We start from the raw sequence: 14,722 nt of genomic DNA on the forward strand, positions 1-14,722 counted from the left end.
GACTCCAGGGCGAGCGGCGAGCGGGTGGCAGTGCGGTGCCTGCGGGACCCGAGCGCGGCAGAACCACGTTCGTCGAGAAGGCTCCTCAGTGTGATGAGATTCACAGGGAGCGGGTACCACCCGTTCGGGGCGGCCTGGAGAGAACTACTCAGCCGGGCGCACGGCGCGGCCGAGAGCCGGCCGCTACTGCAGCGGGTACGCGCGCCCGTTCACCAGCAGGGTGTCGCCGGCGGCGCTGTCCGGCCCGAGGTGGTCCTCGAGCGACGCGGTGGCCGTGTCGGCGGCGGCGCCCTGGGCGGCCACTCCGGTCGAGAGCAGCAGGCCGCAGGCCAGCGCGGTGATCACGGTGGTGCGGTTGCTCGGCATGCGGTTCATCGGCGTCGTCCTTGGCGTCGTGGGGGTCGCCGCCCCCGGGGTGTAGGAGCGGTTTCAGAACGCTCCGAGCCTACGGCTCCGATCCGATGCGCCGCCTGGCACCTTTCTGGGGTTCCCCTGTGCGCCTTGTGGTTCGGCAGAGCGGAGGCCCCAGTCACGGACGCGCGGAGATCGCGTCCGACGCTCGGCTCGTGCTGAGGATCTGGTCTCGGAGGTCGGGCGAGAGCGAGCGGGCGACGAAGACGAGCGAGCGGCGGATGTTCTCGGGACGGCGGTCGAACACGGACTCGTTGTGAGCGAGACGGTTCCTGACATCTCGTAGGTCGGTGAGGGCGGCATGGATCTTCACGCGATCGGTGCCGGGCCGGTACGCCCGATTCAGTGCCGGCACCCACAGCGTCTTCTCGTGGAGCCCGTCCGAGAGGTAGGTCCAGAAGCCGAACATCAGTTCCGCGATGACCTTGCCGCGGGGCGTCCGCCCGCCGGCCGTGTACCTCGCGTACCTGCGGGCGGTCTTGATCGCGGCGCGCGGGGTCGCGTTCTTGTCCTGAGGCACACCGTGAGAGTCGAGAGAACGATGAACGGGCAGCAGTTGCTCGAACGACGCCTGTTCGATCCAGTCGCCGCCGCGAATTCCAGGGTGGGCGAGCAGTGCCCGGTCGTACGCGTTCCGCAGACCGACCTCGAGGTGACCGAGGTCGTGGAGCAACTCCGCCGACAGGCGTGCGTTCCACTCGTAGAAGGCGAGAGCGCGAGCGTGGTCGCCCCCTGCGGCTCGAACGTATTTAGCCGAGCGCTCGACGGTGAGCCAGTCGACGATCCATGATTCAGCACTGCTCGGCATGCTCCGCCCTCCCGGCGTACAATCGACCCATCGAGAGCCTTTGATGACCGATGCCGCTCAGGCGGCATGTCCCTCTGGCCACGACACGGGAACCCCGGTATCAGGCTACTGACCCGGGGTTTTCCTCTGCCCGCCCTGGCGCCCCGCGCTGCCGCGCGCACGCCCGCCGTAGGCTGGCCGGATGACGTCCCGGGTGCGCCTCCTGCTGGCCTCGTCGCATCCCGGGCCGACGGTCACCGTGACCGTGCTGGCGACCGTGCTCGCCGCGGCGTCCGGGCACGCACCGGGGATCGTCGTCCTCGTGGCGCTCGCCGTGCTCGCCGGGCAGCTCTCGATCGGGCTGGCGAACGACTGGATCGACGCCGACCGCGACCGCGCCGTCGGCCGCACCGACAAGCCCGTCGCGCTCGGCCGGATCAGCGTCGGCGAGGTCCGCGCCGCCGCACTCGGCACCGCCGCGGTCGCCGTCGTGCTCTCGCTCCTGCTCGGGCCGGTCGCCGCCGTCGCGCACCTCGTCCTCGTCGCCGCGGGCTGGGCCTACGACGCCGGGCTCAAGCGCACCGCGTTCTCCGTCGTCCCGTTCCTCGTCGCCTTCGGGCTGCTCCCCGTCGTCTCCGTCGCGGCGGGCGGCGGCCAGCTGCCGGCCTGGTGGGCGGTCGCAACGGGCGCCGTCTTCGGCGTCGCGATCCACTGCACCAACGTGCTCCCCGACCTCGTCGACGACGAGGCGACCGGCGTCCGCGGCTTCCCGCACCGCCTCGGGCTGCGCCTCTCCGGCGTCGTCGCGTTCGGCTCGCTGATGCTCGGCGCGGTGCTCGTGCTGCTCGGCCAGGTCGTCGGCGACGATCCGGTCGGCGGCCCCGGAGTCGTCCTCGCCGTCGTCGCGACCGTCGCGGTCCTCGTCCTCGCGGCCGCCGGCATCCGCCTCGTGCTCACCGGCCCGCCGACCCGCACGCTGTTCCGCCTGGTGATCGCCTCGTCGCTCGTCCTCGTCGTCGAGCTCGGCCTGGCGGGCGCGCGGCTCGTCGCCTGAGCCCTCCCCACCAGCAGCCCTACGACCACCGCATCGAGTACACCCGCGCGAGCAGGTCCGAGGTCGGCAGCGCCAGCAGCGCCCGCAGCAGTCCCTCGCGCCCGACCAGCCCCGCGCTGCCGGCCGGCCGGCCCGCCGCCATGTTCAGCTCGGCCTGCCGCGCCGCGCGCCTCGCCACCTTCATCCGCCGCCGCGCGAACGCGGGGAACGGCCCCGCCCCACCACTGCGCACGGCGTCCGCGAGCAGCGGCGCGAGCTCGGCCGCGTCGAGCCAGCCCAGGTTCATCCCCTGCCCGCCGATCGGGCTGATCTCGTGCGCCGCATCGCCGATCAGCACCACCCGGCCCACGCCGATCCGCTTCGCCGCCCGCCGCCGCACCTGGAAGCCGCTGAGCATCGTGCAGGTCGCCGGGTCGGGCTCCGCGCCGGTCCGCGCCCGCACCACGGTGCTGAGCGCCAGGGCGGAGGCCGGATCGGGCGCCGCGTCCGGCCGCCACGCGGGCGCCACCAGGTCGTCACCCGCGAGCGCCACATAGCGCCGCCGCCCGCCCGGCAGCGGGAACGACTCCACCACGCCGTCCGGCCCGACGTCGACGAGCGCCGACGACGCCCGCGCGGCCGGCTCCGGGTCGGCGAAGTCGCCCATCACGTAGGAGTCGGGGTAGTCGCGGCCCGTGCTGCGGATCCCGAGCAGCTCGCGCACCGCGCTGCGCGCCCCGTCCGCGCCCACCACGAAGGCGGCGCGCACCGTGACCGGAGCGCCGTGCTCGTCCGCCCCGGTCGCGTCCACGTGGTCGCGCCCGCGGTCGAGCCCGGTCAGCGTGACACCCGAGCGCAGCGAGCCGGGCGCCGCAGCCTCCAGCCGCTCGCGCAGGATCGACTCGGTCCGGTGCTGATCGAGGGTGACGACGTACGGATGCGTGCGCGAGGCCCGCGCGAACGACAGCGCCCCGAGCACCCGGCGCCGGCTCACCGCGACGCCCTCGGCGACCCGGACGCCCTCGGCGAGGATCCGCTCGGTCGCACCGACCTCGGCCATCGCGTCGAGCGAGGGCGGATGGATGCCGATCGCCCGCGAGCCGGCGGGCACCGCGGTCCGCCGCTCCCAGACCTGCACGTCGACCCCGCGGCGGGCGAGCAGCGCGCCCAGCAGCACGCCGACCGGTCCGCCGCCGACGACCAGCACGTCGGTCCGCTGCAGGCTCATCCCCCCATGCAAGCAGACGCGCGAGCCGACAGGCCGGAGAAGAACGTCACCGCCCCGAAACAGCCCCGGCATCTGCGCTCCCTAGCCTGGCCACGGTCTCCGCGGTCGGCGCGGAGCACGACGCCGCTGAACGGGGCACACATGAGTGGGAACACGGTCCGCCGCGACGCGATCAAGGACGTCGAAGCCTACGTCCCGCCCGCGGTCGTCTTCGATCAGACCGAGGCTCCGGGCGAGATCTTCGGCTCGAACGTCTTCAGCACGATCGTGATGCGGCAGCGCCTGCCGAAGTCGGTCTTCAAGTCGGTCATGGCCACCATCGAGCACGGCGCCGTGCTCGACCCGCTGGTCGCCGACGCCGTCGCCTCAGCGATGAAGGACTGGGCGCTCGAGAAGGGCGCCACCCACTACGCGCACGTCTTCTACCCGCTGACCGGGCTCACCGCCGAGAAGCACGACAGCTTCTTCGAGCCGGTCGGCGACGGCTCCGCGCTGGCCGAGTTCGCCGGCAAGACCCTGGTCCAGGGCGAGCCCGACGCGTCGAGCTTCCCCAATGGCGGGCTCCGCAACACCTTCGAGGCCCGCGGCTACACCGGCTGGGACGTCACCAGCCCGGCCTACGTGCTCGAGAACCCGAACGGCAACACCCTCTGCATCCCGACCGTCTTCGTCTCGATGACCGGCGAGGCCCTCGACCACAAGACGCCGCTGCTGCGCTCGCAGCAGGCGATGGGCGAGCACGCCGTCCGGATCCTGAAGCTCTTCGGCCACGTCGCGCCCAAGCCCGTCGTCTCGTTCTGCGGACCGGAGCAGGAGTACTTCCTGATCGACCGGCATTTCTTCCTCGCCCGCCCCGACCTGCTGAACGCCGGCCGCACTCTCTTCGGCACCAAGCCGCCCAAGGGCCAGGAGTTCGACGACCACTACTTCGGCGCCATCCCGGAGCGCGTGCTCGGCTTCATGATGGACACCGAGCGCGAGCTGTTCAAGCTCGGCATCCCCGCGAAGACCCGGCACAACGAGGTCGCGCCGGGCCAGTTCGAGATCGCCCCGATGTTCGAGCGCGGCAACATCGCCGCCGACCACCAGCAGCTCCTGATGACCACGTTCAAGTCGGTCGCGAAGAAGCACGGGATGGAGTGCCTCTTCCACGAGAAGCCCTTCCTCGGGGTCAACGGCTCGGGCAAGCACGTCAACTTCTCGCTCGGCAACAGCGAGCTCGGCTCGCTCCTCGTCCCCGGCGACACCCCGCACGAGAACGCCCAGTTCCTCGTGTTCTGCGCCGCGGTCATCCGCGCGGTGCACCGCTACGGCGGGCTGCTGCGCGCCTCCGTCGCCTCCGCCTCGAACGACCACCGCCTCGGCGCCAACGAGGCCCCGCCCGCGATCATCTCGATCTTCCTCGGCGACCAGCTCGCCGACGTCTTCGAGCAGCTCGCGAAGGGCCCGGCGACCTCGTCGAAGGGGCGCGGCGCGATGCAGATCGGCGTCGACACCCTGCCGATCCTCCCGACCGACCCGGGCGACCGCAACCGCACCAGCCCGTTCGCCTTCACCGGCAACCGCTTCGAGTTCCGCGCGCCGGGCTCGATGCAGTCGGTCGCCGGCCCGATGGTGACGATCGACACGATCATGGCGGAGTCGCTCGACTTCGCCGCGACCGAGCTGGAGACCGCGGTCGCCGCCGGCACCGACTTCGACACCGCGGTGCAGGACCTCCTGACCGCGATCATCACCGAGCACGGCGCGGTCGTCTTCAACGGCGACGGCTACGCGGACGCCTGGCCGATCGAGGCCGAGAAGCGCGGGCTCGCGAACCTGCGCACGACGCTCGACGCCCTGCCCGAGCTGATCACCGACTCCGCCCTCGAGCTCTTCGAGAAGTACAAGGTCTTCAACCACCGCGAGATGCACAGCCGCTACGAGATCGGCCTCGAGCAGTACGCGCTGTCGGTCGGCGTCGAGGCGCGGCTCACGCTCGAGATGGGAACGACCTCGATCCTGCCGGCCGCCGTGCGGCACCAGACCGAGGTCGCGCTGAACGTCGGCGCGCTGAAGTCCGCGGGAGTGGAGCCGGATCTCGCGCCGCTGCACGAGGTGAGCGCGCCGATCGCCGATCTGCGCACGGCGCTCGCCGCCCTGAAGGACGCGCTCGCCGTGGAGCCCGGCCACACGGCCCTCGATGAGGCGGAGCACGCCCGCGCCGCGCTGATACCGGCGATGGCGGCGGTCCGCGAGGCGGCCGACACCATCGAGGGGCTCATCGCCGACGACCTCTGGCCGCTGCCGACCTACCAGGAGATGCTCTTCATCCTATGAGCGAGTCTCCTCGCCCTGCTCGCCGCCTCAGCGCGCGCGGAGCAGGGCGAGGAACTCGTCCGCCATCGCCAGCTGGTCCTGCAGCTTCGCGCGGCGGAGCGACGCCTCCTCCTCGAAGGCGGCCAGTTGCGCGCGGATCGCGGCGGTCTCCTCCGGGGTCTGCGCCTGCTCGAGGCTGTCGACGACGCGCAGCAGCTCGGTCATCGCGTCGAGCGTGTAGCCGAGCGGCTTCATCCGGCGGATGAGCAGCAGGCGGTCGAAGTCGCGCTCGGTGTAGAGGCGGAACCCGCCCTCGGTGCGCCCGCTCGGCCGGAGCAGCCCGACCTCGTCGTAGTGCCGGATCGTCCGCAGCGACAGCGACGACCGGTCGGCGAGCTCGCCGATGCGCATGGTCGCCTCGACCTCCTCGGCCGTCAGCTCGGTCGCGTGCTCGGTGCTGCGCTCGTCCGCCATCTCGACTCCGTTCCGTCAACCCTCACGTTACGGTAGGTTGGTCCGTCGTGTCCGTCCCCACCAGCCCCACCAGCCTGCCCGGGCCCCGCCCCGCCGCCGCGAACCGCGCGATCACCGTCCTCGACGCCCTCCGCTCGCCGCGCCAGCTCTCCCGCGAGGTGCTCGCCGGCATGGTGACGACCCTCGCGCTCGTGCCCGAGGTGATCTCCTTCTCGGTCGTCGCGGGAGTGGACCCGATGGTGAGCCTCGTCGCCTCGATCGTCCTCGCGCTGACCATGTCGATCCTCGGCGGGCGCCCCGGCGTGATCACCGCGGCCGCCGGCTCCGTCGCGCTCGTCATCGCGCCGCTCGTCTCGGAGCACGGCGTCGAGTACGTGCTGCCGACGGTGATCCTCGCCGCGGTCATCCAGATCGTCTTCGGCTTCGCCGGTCTCGCGCGGCTGATGCGGTTCATCCCGCGCTCGGTGATGATCGGCTTCGTCAACGCGCTCGGGATCCTGATCTTCCTGGCGCAGGTGCCCCACGTGATCGGAGTCCCCTGGATCGCCTACGCGCTCTTCGCCGCGACCCTGCTGATCATCTTCGTGCTGCCGCGCTTCACCACCGCGGTGCCGGCCCCGCTCGTCGCGATCGTCGTCGTGACGGCCGTCGTCATCCTGGCGAATCTCGCCGTCCCGGACGTCGCCGACGAGGGACCGCTGACCGGGCAGCTGCCCGGCATCACGCCGTTCCTGGTGCCGCTGGACCTCGCGACACTGCAGCTGATCCTGCCGACCGCGCTGAGCGTCGCCTTCGTCGGCCTGATGGAGACGCTGCTCACCGCCAAGCTCGTCGACGAGATGACCGGCACCCCCTCGCACAAGGGCCGCGAGTCCTGGGCGCTCGGCGTCTCGAACCTGCTCGCCGGCTTCTACGGCGGCATCGCCGGCTGCGCGATGATCGGCCAGACCGTGCTCAACGTGAAGACCGGCGGCGCGCGCACGCGCATCTCGACGATCGTCGCCGGCGTCTTCCTGCTCGCCCTGGTCACCGGGCTCAGCTCGGTGATGGGCCGCATCCCGATGGTGGCGCTCGCCGCGGTGATGATGATCGTCGCGATCAGCACGGTCGACTGGCACAGCCTCCGCCCCTCGACCCTGCGCCGGATGCCCGTGCCCGAGACGCTCGTGATGGTCGTCACCGTCGTGGTCGTCGTCGCGACCGACAACCTCGCGCTGGGTGTCCTGGTCGGCGTGATCCTGGCGATGATCCTCTTCGCCCGCCGCGTCGCCCACGTCATCGCGGTCGAGCGCGCCCTCGCCGATGACGGCGAGTCGGTCCGCTACACCGTGACCGGCCCGCTCTTCTTCGGCAGCAGCAACGACCTCGTCGACCGCTTCGCCTACTCCGACGATCCGGCCGCCATCGTCATCGACCTCGGCCGCGCCCAGATCTGGGACGCCTCCACCGTCGCCGCCCTCGACTCCATCGAGACGAAGTACCGCGACCACGGCGCCACCGTCACCATCGAGGGCCTCGACGAGCGCAGCACAGGCTTCCACCGCCGCCTGACAGGCCGCCTCGGCAGCTGACCCGGGAAGGAGGTCGGGCTGAAGGGCCTGTGGCGCACATCGATGCCACTTTGCGCACGATCTGCGAGAGCGAGTCCTAAGCTCCGTCCCCATGACAGGGAAGCCGACGGCGCGCATCTACGTCGACGGCTTCAACCTGTACCGACGAGCACTGGACGAGAAGCCGCATCTCAAGTGGCTCGATCTGCGGGCGGCGGCGCAGGCGATCATGCCCGACCACGAGGTGACGTTCGTCAGGTACTTCACGGCGAACGTGCGCCCGGGGATGTCGACGGACGTGCGGGCCCCCGTGCGGCAGCAGACCTATCTCCGGGCGCTCGGGACGGACCCGCTGGTGTCGATCCACTATGGGACGTTCCGGAACGACAACCGATGGATGGACGCCGTCCCGCTCGTGATCGATCCGGCGACCGGGCGGTACGTGCAGGTCAAGGTCCGCAAAGTGGAGGAGAAGGGCTCGGACGTTCACCTCGCTGCGCGGATGGTCGCGGACTCCCACCTCTCCCTGGCCGACATCTACGTCCTGCTCTCGAACGACTCCGATCAGGTGCCGCCGCTGCAGATCCTGCGGGAGTCAGGACACGATTTCGGCATCATCTTCCCGATGCCCTCGGCCCGGAGCTCGAAGGAGCTGGTCAAGACCGCCCCGGCCTTCGTCGGTCACGTCACGGACGCGGTGCTGGCGGAGTCGCAGTTCCCGTCGGAGCTCGTCGACAGCAGGGGAAGGGTCTTCCGCCGTCCCATCGCCTGGGCGCAGCGCCCCCTGAGGGGAAATTCCGAAGGCCCCGCCGAAGCGGGGCCTTCTAACCGGTAACCGAGGTATCCGGGGGTGTGCCACCATGCTAGCCCTGGCCGACGCCGGAGCGTCGTGTGCACGCTCGGGTGGCGCATCTTCCACCGTCGCCTGATGAGACGCCTCGGCAGCTGAGCGGGTGCACCCGAGGCCCCACATGCTGGTCGAGTGACCCGCGCAGCGGACCCTGAATGCTGATCGAGTAGCTTGCGCAGCGGGCGTATCGAGATCCACCCGTCTCAGCACGGCAGGTCTCGATACGCCGCTGCGCGCTTACACCATCAGCACGGTCCGGGTTGCGCGCGGGAGACCGAGTGGAGGAGCCTCGGAGGCCTCCGGAGTACGCTCGCGCGCATCCCTTCCGACGCTCAGCAAGGAGCACGACCATGACCGACGACGCTCAGGGCTTCACCCTCACCCGGCTGTTCGACGCGACGCCCCAGGAGATCTGGAGCGCGTGGACCGACCCCGACGAGATCGCCGAGTGGTGGCACCCGCGCGGGCTGACCACTCCGCGCGAGTCGGTCGAGGTCGACCTGAAGGTCGGCGGCCGCTACGCCTACACGATGGTTTCGACCGCGAGCGAGGAGACCTACCCGACCGGCGGTGTCTACCGCGAGATCACGGCCCCCGAGAAGCTCGTCTTCACCTGGGGCGAGCCCGGCGACGCGGATGCGCCCGTCGTGACCGTGTCGATCCGCTCGGCCGGCGAGCTGACCCGGCTCACCTTCGAGCTGGCCGGCGTCGACGGCGAGCAGGGCGACGACTCGTTCTACGACGGCTGGGACCAGGCGATCGACGCGCTGGCCGACCACCTCGATCCGGCCGCGACCGTCGCGGGCTGAGCCCTCCTCCGCGACGCTCGGGGCCGTCAACCCCCTGTGGCCGACGGCGCCGCGCGGGGTTGTCTGGTGGGCCCGGCCTCTCCGAGAGACGGGGAGAGACGGAGGCGCCCTTGACCGCGCAGACCACCAGGACCACCGGCGACCGCATCGCCGCGATCGAGACCTACGCCGACGACGCCGGCTGGCACAACCGCATCGCGGGCGCCGCGGTCCCGCTCACCCGGCACGACTCCCGCGAGGAGGCGGAGCGCCTCGGCGCCGAGATGGCACGGCAGCGCGGCGGCGGCCACCGGGTCCTCGCCTAGCGTCACTTCCCCGCGCCGGCCGCGCTGCCCAGGGCCTGCCCAGGGCCTGCCCAGGGCGCGGTGACAGGCTGGCGGGAGCCGATGACGGCGAACCGGACGAGGGAGCAGTACCCGGCAGCACGACAAGACTGACTCGAAGGAGTGAGTCGTCGTGTCCTGGATCGTCCTGATCGTCTCCGGTGTCCTCGAGGCCGTGTGGGCCACCGCCCTCGGCAAGTCGGAGGGGTTCACCCGCCTCTGGCCGTCCGTGATCTTCGGAGTCGGCGTCGTCGCCAGTCTGTCCGGGCTCGCCTACGCGATGCGCGACCTGCCCACCGGCACGGCCTACGCCGTCTGGGTCGGGATCGGCGCCTCGCTGACCGTGCTCTACGGCATGTTCTTCGGCGGTGAGGGCTTCTCGCTCGTCCGCACGCTGCTGGTCCTCGGGATCGTCGGCTGCGTGATCGGGCTGAAGCTGCTGCACTGATCCGGTGCTGTCCGAGGCGACGTTCCGCGCCAGCGCATTGCAGGAGAACGATCGTTCCCCTAGGCTCTGAACCCCAGGGAGAGCGCCGGTACGGCAGGTGCTCCCCGTCCCGAAGGAGGAACCATGCCCACTCGTTCTGCACGCACCGCCTGGAACGGCTCGCTCGAGACCGGCGAGGGCCAGGTCGAGCTCTCGAGCTCGAAGCTCGGCACCTACGACGTCTCGTTCCCCAAGCGCGCGGCCGACGACGCCAACGGCTCGACCAGCCCCGAGGAGCTCCTCGGTGCCGCGCACTCCGCCTGCTACGCCATGCAGTTCTCGGCCGTCCTCGGCCAGGCCGGCGGCACCGTCGAGGCGCTCGACGTCCGCGCCGACGTCTCGCTCGGCCCGGACTCGGCCGGCGGCTTCAAGCTGACCAAGATCGCCCTTGTCGTCAGCGGCGAGGTCTCCGGCATCGACGAGGCCGCGTTCCTCAAGGCCGCCGAGGACGCGAAGAACACCTGCCCCGTCAGCAAGGCGCTCACCGGAGTCGAGATCACCCTCGACGCCACCTTCGAGGGCTGACGCTCCTCGCCCACGCACAGAAGCACCCCGTCGCGCACTGCGGCGGGGTGCTTCTGCGCGTGCGGTGGGAGGTCTCGATACGCCCGCTGCGCCTCATGCTGGTCGAGTAGCCCCGCAGGGGCGTATCGAGACCCCGCGTCAGGCGTCCGCGCGGTAGCGGAAGCCCGCGCCGAGGTGCTCCTCCGGCAGGCGGTCGCCGCGGCCGTGCAGCTTCTGGCGGAGCGTGCCCTCGACGTACTCGTCGGGGTAGGCGCCGCGGCGGCGCAGCTCCGGCACGATGAACTCGACGACGTCCTCGAAGGTGCCCGGGGTGATCGCGTAGGCGAGGTTGAAGCCGTCGACGTCGGTGTCCTCGACCCACTCCTGCAGGTGGTCGGCCACCTCGGAGGGTGAGCCGACGATGAACGGGCCGAGGCCGCCGATCGCGCCGAGCTTGGCGATGTCGCGGACCTTCCACTCGCTGCCGTCCTCGTTCGCCTCCTGGAAGTTGGCGACGGTCGACTGGATCGCGTTGCTCTTCACGTTGCCGATCGGCTCGTCGAGGTCGTACTGCGAGAGGTCGATGCCCATCCAGCCGGACATGAAGACCAGAGCGCCCTCCTCGCTCGCGTAGGAGAGGTAGTCGCGGTGCTTCGCGTGCGCCTTTTCGCTGGTCTCGTCGGTGATGATCGTCAGCAGCGTGTAGATCTTCGCGGAGTGGCGGTCGCGGCCGGCCGCCTCGAGCGCGTCGCGGATCCGCGAGACGGTGGCCTTGAGGCCCGCCTTGGTCGAGGACGCGACGAAGATCGCCTCCGCGTTGCCCGCCGCGAAGCGGATCCCGCGGGGCGAGGCGCCCGCCTGGTAGATGACGGGGGTGCGCTGCAGCGACGGCTCCGAGAGGTGGATGCCGGGCACGGTGAAGTTCTTGCCGCGGTGGCCGATCTCGTGCACCTTCGCCGGGTCGGTGAACACGCCGGACTCGCGGTCGCGGATCACGGCGTCGTCCTCCCACGACCCCTCCCACAGCTTGTAGAGGACCTCGAGGTACTCGTCGGCGACGTCGTAGCGGTCGTCGTGCTCGAGCTGATCCTCGTGGCCCATGTTGCGCGCGGCGCTGGGCAGGTAGCCGGTGACGACGTTCCAGCCGACGCGGCCCTTGGTCAGGTGGTCGAGCGTCGACATGCGGCGCGCGAACGGGTACGGGTGCTCGTAGGCGGTGCCGGCCGTGATGCCGAAGCCGAGGTGCTCGGTCGCCGCGGCCATCGCCGAGACGAGCAGGATCGGGTCGTTCACCGGGACCTGCGCGCCGTGCCGGATCGCGGCCTCGTTCGAGCCGCCGTAGACGTCGTACGTGCCGAGGACGTCGGCGATGAAGATGCCGTCGAAGGTGCCCCGCTCGAGCAGCTTCGCCAGATCGGTCCAGTAGGAGAGGTCCTTGTAGCGCCAGGACTGGTCCTGAGGGTGGCGCCACATGCCCGAGGACTGGTGGGCGACGCAGTTCATGTCGAAGGCATTGAAGCGGATCTGGCGAGTCATCCCTCGATCGTGCCCAGTGCGGCCGGGAATCGGCACCGCTGTCGTCGCACGACGTCACAAAGCGATGGCCGTCGGACTGCCCGCGCAACCCGAAACAGCGCGGCCTTTGATTCGGGTTGTAGGGTTAACCCGAATTAGCGCACCCGCTGATTCGGGTTGTCGAAGGGAGCCCGATGACGTCCGAGTGGCCGGCGCACGGGTACGAGACGCGCCCCTGGCGACAGACCGTCCGGGCCGGCACTCGCGCCGACCGGATGCTCAGCGAGGTCGTGGTCGCGTTGCCGCCGCTGATCGCGGAGTCGTCCTGGGAGCCGCCGCCCGCCTCCCGGCCGGCGCTCGACGACGCGCGGCACGCGGTCATCGCCCTGGACGCCGAGTACGGGAACCGGCTCGGCGTGCTCGGTCGGCTCCTGCTCCGGACCGAGGCGGTCTCCTCCTCGAAGATCGAGGACGAAGAGGCGAGTCTGGAGGACTTCGCCCGCGCCACCGTCGGCATACGAGCGAACTCCAGTGCGACGTCGGTGGTCGCCGCTGCGGAGGCGATGACGGGCATGGTCGACGCCGCCGGCCGGACCGGCCTGATCGATGAGGCCGCGATCCTCACGGCGCACCGGGTCCTGATGTCCGACGACCCCGTGGACGCGCGCTACGCCGGGGCCTACCGGCCCATGCAGAACTGGATCGGGGGCAGCGACCACTCCCCGCGCGGTGCGGTGCACGTCCCGCCGCCGCCCGGGGCGGTCCCGGCCCTGATGGCCGACCTGATCCGGTTCTCGAATCGGAGCGACCTCGACCCGATCGTGCAGGCCGCGATCGCGCACGCGCAGTTCGAGTCGATCCACCCCTTCACCGACGGCAACGGGCGCATCGGCCGCGCGCTGATCACCGCGATCCTCCGCCGGCGCGGGCTGACGCGGACCACTGTCGTCCCCGTGGCGTCGGCGCTGGTCGCGGATCGCGAGCGCTACTTCGAGCTGGTGAACGACTACCGGGACGGCGCGCTCGCGCCCTTCGTCGACGAGCTCGCGCGGGCCTGCGCGGTCGCGGCTCCCGAATCGGCCCGGACGGCCGCCGTCCTCGAGGCGCTCCCGGCCGCGTGGCGGGCCGCCGTCCGGCCGCGCGCGGGGAGTGCGGCGGCGCTCCTCCTCGACGGGCTGCTCGACCACCCGATCGTCACGACCGCCCGCGCGATCGAGCTGACCGGACGGGCGCCCTCGAGCGTCGGCGCGGCGATCGGGCAGCTCGTCGCCGCCGGTGTGCTGACTGCGCTGACCGACCGGAAGCGGGACCAGGCCTGGGTGGCCGTCGACGTCCTCGACGAACTGGCCGACCTGGAGGACCGCATCGGCACGGCGATGCTCGACGCGCAGACTGGCTGAGCCGCGTCGGGTGCGCCGGCCGCGCCTACGCCAGCTCGCGGGCCAGGAAGCGCACGTGCTCGCGGATCTGGAACACCTCGCCGCCCTCGTGGCCGTTGAACGGGTAGACGCGGATCTCGCGCGGGCCGGCGTAGCGGTTGTAGGAGGCGTAGACGGTGGAGGGCGGGCAGATCTCGTCGAGCAGGGCGACGGAGAACATCGCCGGGACCTCCGCGTGCGGGGCGAACGAGGTGCCGTCGAAGTAGGACAGGGTGTCGAAGACGAACGACTCCGAGCCGCGGTGAGTGCGCAGGTAGCGCACGACCTCGCCGTAGGGCATGGTCTCCACGATCCGGACGGCGTGGCCGATGTGGCTGAGGAACGGGACGTCGATGATCGCGGCGCGCGCCGACTCCGACTCGCCGAGCAGGCCCAGGACACCGGCGACGGCGAGGCAGATGCCGCCGCCCTGGCTGCCGCCCGAGATGGCGACGCGAGCCGGGTCGACGGCGGGGTGCGCGCGCAGCACGTCGAGTGCGCGGAACGCGTCGGTGAAGACGCGGCGGTAGAAGTGGTCCGCGGGCGACTCGATGCCCTGGGTCATGAAGCCGCTCACGTGCGGGCCGCTGCCGACCGGGTCGGGGGTGTCGCCGCCGCGGTGGCCGGAGCCCTGGCCGCGGGTGTCCATCACCAGGTGCGCGTAGCCGGCGGCGCTCATCGCGGTCCACTCGTCGACCAGGCCGCGGCCGCCGCCGTAGCCGATGTAGGTGACCAGCGCGGGGAGCGGGCCCTCGACGCCGCGGGGGAGGATCAGCCAGCCGCGGATCGGGTGGCCGCCGAAGCCGGAGAAGGTGACGTCGAAGGTCTCCAGGAGCGGGAAGCCGGCGTCGACGGGCTCGAAGACGGGCTCGGTCGCGAGGCCGCGGGCCTCGGCGATGGTCTCGCGCCAGAAGTCCGCGAAGCCCTCGGGCTCCGGCAGGTCGGGCTGGTACTGCTCGAGGAGCTCGAGCGGGAGGTCGAACTGCGGCATCGCGGTCTCCGGGGTCGTTCGTCAGCGGACGCTCGAACCTATCG

At 71.4% G+C, this 14,722-nt stretch carries 16 protein-coding genes and 1 riboswitch; of the genes, 10 read left to right on the forward strand and 6 right to left on the reverse strand.

The genetic code is table 11. The annotated features are described in order from the left end of the window. Positions 1 to 183 precede the first annotated feature (183 nt). Positions 184 to 375: a hypothetical protein gene (locus EDF36_RS02295; protein ID WP_123705763.1), complete on the reverse strand. Its 192-nt coding sequence runs from the start codon at positions 373 to 375 to the stop codon at positions 184 to 186. A 154-nt stretch (positions 376 to 529) separates the two neighbouring features. Next, positions 530 to 931, reverse strand: coding sequence for a hypothetical protein (locus EDF36_RS21520; RefSeq protein ID WP_221181068.1), 402 nt, complete (start codon positions 929 to 931; stop codon positions 530 to 532). A gap of 21 nt (positions 932 to 952) precedes the next feature. Between EDF36_RS21520 and EDF36_RS21525 the strand changes: the two genes are divergently transcribed. Together EDF36_RS21525 and EDF36_RS02305 are read left to right on the forward strand one after the other, a co-directional pair. Next, a complete protein-coding gene (locus EDF36_RS21525; protein ID WP_221181589.1) occupies positions 953 to 1,201 on the forward strand; it encodes a hypothetical protein in 249 nt (82 codons plus the stop codon). 199 nt (positions 1,202 to 1,400) lie between these two features. After that, positions 1,401 to 2,252 (forward strand): UbiA family prenyltransferase, encoded by an 852-nt coding sequence (locus EDF36_RS02305; protein ID WP_123731735.1) that lies wholly within the window; start codon positions 1,401 to 1,403, stop codon positions 2,250 to 2,252. A gap of 19 nt (positions 2,253 to 2,271) precedes the next feature. Here the strand turns inward: EDF36_RS02305 and EDF36_RS02310 are convergent, their stop codons facing one another. Beyond that, positions 2,272 to 3,459 (reverse strand): NAD(P)/FAD-dependent oxidoreductase, encoded by a 1,188-nt coding sequence (locus tag EDF36_RS02310; RefSeq protein WP_260300486.1) that lies wholly within the window; start codon positions 3,457 to 3,459, stop codon positions 2,272 to 2,274. Between the two features lie 141 nt (positions 3,460 to 3,600). Between EDF36_RS02310 and EDF36_RS02315 the strand changes: the two genes are divergently transcribed. Beyond that, positions 3,601 to 5,778 (forward strand): glutamine synthetase III, encoded by a 2,178-nt coding sequence (locus tag EDF36_RS02315; protein ID WP_123731736.1) that lies wholly within the window; start codon positions 3,601 to 3,603, stop codon positions 5,776 to 5,778. Between the two features lie 27 nt (positions 5,779 to 5,805). On the opposite strand, the gene EDF36_RS02320 is transcribed toward EDF36_RS02315, so the two are convergent. Then, on the reverse strand, positions 5,806 to 6,231 hold the full coding sequence (locus EDF36_RS02320) for a MerR family transcriptional regulator (protein ID WP_123731737.1): 426 nt from the start codon (positions 6,229 to 6,231) through the stop codon (positions 5,806 to 5,808). 74 nt (positions 6,232 to 6,305) lie between these two features. Between EDF36_RS02320 and EDF36_RS02325 the strand changes: the two genes are divergently transcribed. The 6 genes from EDF36_RS02325 (at position 6,306) to EDF36_RS02350 (ending at position 10,775) form a co-directional block, all read left to right on the forward strand. Then, positions 6,306 to 7,802 carry a SulP family inorganic anion transporter gene (locus EDF36_RS02325; protein WP_221181600.1) on the forward strand — a complete coding sequence of 499 codons (1,497 nt, stop codon included), beginning with the start codon at positions 6,306 to 6,308 and terminating at the stop codon, positions 7,800 to 7,802. Between the two features lie 91 nt (positions 7,803 to 7,893). After that, positions 7,894 to 8,616: an NYN domain-containing protein gene (locus EDF36_RS02330; protein ID WP_123731738.1), complete on the forward strand. Its 723-nt coding sequence runs from the start codon at positions 7,894 to 7,896 to the stop codon at positions 8,614 to 8,616. 365 nt (positions 8,617 to 8,981) lie between these two features. Further along, positions 8,982 to 9,440, forward strand: coding sequence for an SRPBCC domain-containing protein (locus tag EDF36_RS02335; RefSeq protein ID WP_123731739.1), 459 nt, complete (start codon positions 8,982 to 8,984; stop codon positions 9,438 to 9,440). Between the two features lie 110 nt (positions 9,441 to 9,550). Beyond that, positions 9,551 to 9,745 (forward strand): DUF2188 domain-containing protein, encoded by a 195-nt coding sequence (locus EDF36_RS02340; RefSeq protein WP_123731740.1) that lies wholly within the window; start codon positions 9,551 to 9,553, stop codon positions 9,743 to 9,745. A 72-nt stretch (positions 9,746 to 9,817) separates the two neighbouring features. Continuing rightward, a riboswitch (guanidine-III (ykkC-III) riboswitch) is annotated at positions 9,818 to 9,883 on the forward strand. 13 nt (positions 9,884 to 9,896) lie between these two features. Next, positions 9,897 to 10,211, forward strand: a complete 315-nt coding sequence (locus EDF36_RS02345) for a multidrug efflux SMR transporter (protein ID WP_123444485.1) — start codon at positions 9,897 to 9,899, stop codon at positions 10,209 to 10,211. A gap of 123 nt (positions 10,212 to 10,334) precedes the next feature. Beyond that, positions 10,335 to 10,775 carry an OsmC family peroxiredoxin gene (locus EDF36_RS02350; RefSeq protein WP_123444486.1) on the forward strand — a complete coding sequence of 147 codons (441 nt, stop codon included), beginning with the start codon at positions 10,335 to 10,337 and terminating at the stop codon, positions 10,773 to 10,775. Positions 10,776 to 10,913: 138 nt separating this feature from the next. Here the strand turns inward: EDF36_RS02350 and EDF36_RS02355 are convergent, their stop codons facing one another. Further along, positions 10,914 to 12,290, reverse strand: coding sequence for an LLM class flavin-dependent oxidoreductase (locus tag EDF36_RS02355; protein WP_123705756.1), 1,377 nt, complete (start codon positions 12,288 to 12,290; stop codon positions 10,914 to 10,916). A gap of 173 nt (positions 12,291 to 12,463) precedes the next feature. Between EDF36_RS02355 and EDF36_RS02360 the strand changes: the two genes are divergently transcribed. After that, complete coding sequence (locus EDF36_RS02360) at positions 12,464 to 13,669, forward strand: Fic family protein (protein ID WP_123731741.1); 1,206 nt, start codon at positions 12,464 to 12,466, stop codon at positions 13,667 to 13,669. Between the two features lie 25 nt (positions 13,670 to 13,694). On the opposite strand, the gene EDF36_RS02365 is transcribed toward EDF36_RS02360, so the two are convergent. Continuing rightward, entirely contained in the window at positions 13,695 to 14,678 is a 984-nt protein-coding gene (locus tag EDF36_RS02365) for an acetylxylan esterase (RefSeq protein ID WP_123731742.1), read from the reverse strand. Positions 14,679 to 14,722 lie beyond the last annotated feature (44 nt).

Source organism: Rathayibacter sp. PhB152 (assembly GCF_003751395.1).
Taxonomy (GTDB): domain Bacteria; phylum Actinomycetota; class Actinomycetes; order Actinomycetales; family Microbacteriaceae; genus Rathayibacter; species Rathayibacter festucae.

What these genes read in the sequence shown, in the direction of transcription:
- EDF36_RS02335 (WP_123731739.1), top strand. Translation starts at nt 8,982, where the DNA reads ATGACCGACGACGCTCAGGGCTTCACCCTCACCCGGCTGTTCGACGCG.
- EDF36_RS02365 (WP_123731742.1), bottom strand. Translation starts at nt 14,678, where the DNA reads ATGCCGCAGTTCGACCTCCCGCTCGAGCTCCTCGAGCAGTACCAGCCC.
- EDF36_RS02305 (WP_123731735.1), top strand. Translation starts at nt 1,401, where the DNA reads ATGACGTCCCGGGTGCGCCTCCTGCTGGCCTCGTCGCATCCCGGGCCG.
- EDF36_RS02315 (WP_123731736.1), top strand. Translation starts at nt 3,601, where the DNA reads ATGAGTGGGAACACGGTCCGCCGCGACGCGATCAAGGACGTCGAAGCC.
- EDF36_RS02360 (WP_123731741.1), top strand. Translation starts at nt 12,464, where the DNA reads ATGACGTCCGAGTGGCCGGCGCACGGGTACGAGACGCGCCCCTGGCGA.
- EDF36_RS02295 (WP_123705763.1), bottom strand. Translation starts at nt 375, where the DNA reads ATGAACCGCATGCCGAGCAACCGCACCACCGTGATCACCGCGCTGGCC.
- EDF36_RS02320 (WP_123731737.1), bottom strand. Translation starts at nt 6,231, where the DNA reads ATGGCGGACGAGCGCAGCACCGAGCACGCGACCGAGCTGACGGCCGAG.
- EDF36_RS02355 (WP_123705756.1), bottom strand. Translation starts at nt 12,290, where the DNA reads ATGACTCGCCAGATCCGCTTCAATGCCTTCGACATGAACTGCGTCGCC.
- EDF36_RS02330 (WP_123731738.1), top strand. Translation starts at nt 7,894, where the DNA reads ATGACAGGGAAGCCGACGGCGCGCATCTACGTCGACGGCTTCAACCTG.
- EDF36_RS02310 (WP_260300486.1), bottom strand. Translation starts at nt 3,459, where the DNA reads ATGAGCCTGCAGCGGACCGACGTGCTGGTCGTCGGCGGCGGACCGGTC.
- EDF36_RS21525 (WP_221181589.1), top strand. Translation starts at nt 953, where the DNA reads ATGAACGGGCAGCAGTTGCTCGAACGACGCCTGTTCGATCCAGTCGCC.
- EDF36_RS02350 (WP_123444486.1), top strand. Translation starts at nt 10,335, where the DNA reads ATGCCCACTCGTTCTGCACGCACCGCCTGGAACGGCTCGCTCGAGACC.